The sequence below is a fragment of the Pseudoalteromonas sp. A601 genome, assembly GCF_002165575.1.
Taxonomy (GTDB): Bacteria; Pseudomonadota; Gammaproteobacteria; order Enterobacterales; family Alteromonadaceae; genus Pseudoalteromonas.
Genome location: NZ_MXQF01000074.1, coordinates 1 through 1,619 on the forward strand (window position 1 = coordinate 1; position 1,619 = coordinate 1,619).

General features: G+C 50.3%; 1 rRNA gene. It reads left to right on the plus strand.

The annotated features are described in order from the left end of the window. A 23S ribosomal RNA gene (locus B5G52_RS21700) occupies nucleotides 1-1,619 on the plus strand; the annotation flags it as partial.

Here is a 1,619-nt window from a genome sequence, read left to right on the forward strand (position 1 = left end):
AACCGTGTACGTACAAGCAGTAGGAGCAGACTTGTTCTGTGACTGCGTACCTTTTGTATAATGGGTCAGCGACTTATATTTTGTAGCGAGGTTAACCGATTAGGGTAGCCGTAGGGAAACCGAGTCTTAACTGGGCGAATAGTTGCAAGGTATAGACCCGAAACCCGGTGATCTAGCCATGAGCAGGTTGAAGGTTGAGTAACATCAACTGGAGGACCGAACCCACTAACGTTGAAAAGTTAGGGGATGACTTGTGGCTTGGAGTGAAAGGCTAATCAAACCGGGAGATAGCTGGTTCTCCCCGAAATCTATTTAGGTAGAGCCTCGGACGAATACTTACGGGGGTAGAGCACTGTTAAGGCTAGGGGGTCATCCCGACTTACCAACCCTTTGCAAACTCCGAATACCGTAAAGTACTATCCGGGAGACACACGGCGGGTGCTAACGTCCGTCGTGAAGAGGGAAACAACCCAGACCGCCAGCTAAGGTCCCAAAGTCATAGTTAAGTGGGAAACGATGTGGAAAGGCCCAGACAGCCAGGAGGTTGGCTTAGAAGCAGCCATCCTTTAAAGAAAGCGTAATAGCTCACTGGTCGAGTCGGTCTGCGCGGAAGATGTAACGGGGCTAAACTATGCACCGAAGCTGCGGATTCAAAATTTATTTTGAGTGGTAGGGGAGCGTTCTGTAAGCGGTTGAAGGTGTACCGGGAGGTATGCTGGACGTATCAGAAGTGCGAATGCTGACATGAGTAACGATAATGCGGGTGAAAAACCCGCACGCCGGAAGACCAAGGGTTCCTATCCCATGTTAATCAGGGTAGGGTAAGTCGACCCCTAAGGCGAGGCCGAAAGGCGTAGTCGATGGGAAACGGATTAATATTTCCGTACTTGGTATAATTGCGATGGGGGGACGGAGCAGGCTAAGCAAGCATGGCGATGGTTGTCCATGTGAAAGTGAGTAGGTTGGTGACTTAGGAAAATCCGGGTTGCTAAGACTGAGACACGAGACGAGCACCTAAGGGTGTGAAGTTGCTGATGCCATACTTCCAGGAAAAGCCTCTAAGCTTCAGATTATACCGAATCGTACCCCAAACCGACACAGGTGGTCAGGTAGAGAATACTAAGGCGCTTGAGAGAACTCGGGTGAAGGAACTAGGCAAAATCGTACCGTAACTTCGGGAGAAGGTACGCTCCTATCTGTGATGAGATTTACTCTCTAAGCGGACGGGAGCCGCAGTGACCAGGTGGCTGGGACTGTTTATTAAAAACACAGCACTGTGCAAAATCGCAAGATGACGTATACGGTGTGACACCTGCCCGGTGCCGGAAGGTTAATTGATGGGGTTAGTTTTCGGACGAAGCTCTTGATCGAAGCCCCGGTAAACGGCGGCCGTAACTATAACGGTCCTAAGGTAGCGAAATTCCTTGTCGGGTAAGTTCCGACCTGCACGAATGGTGTAACCATGGCCACGCTGTCTCCACCCGAGACTCAGTGAAATTGAAATCGCAGTGAAGATGCTGTGTACCCGCGGCTAGACGGAAAGACCCCGTGAACCTTTACTACAGCTTGGCACTGAACATTGAACCTACATGTGTAGGATAGGTGGGAGACTTAGAAGA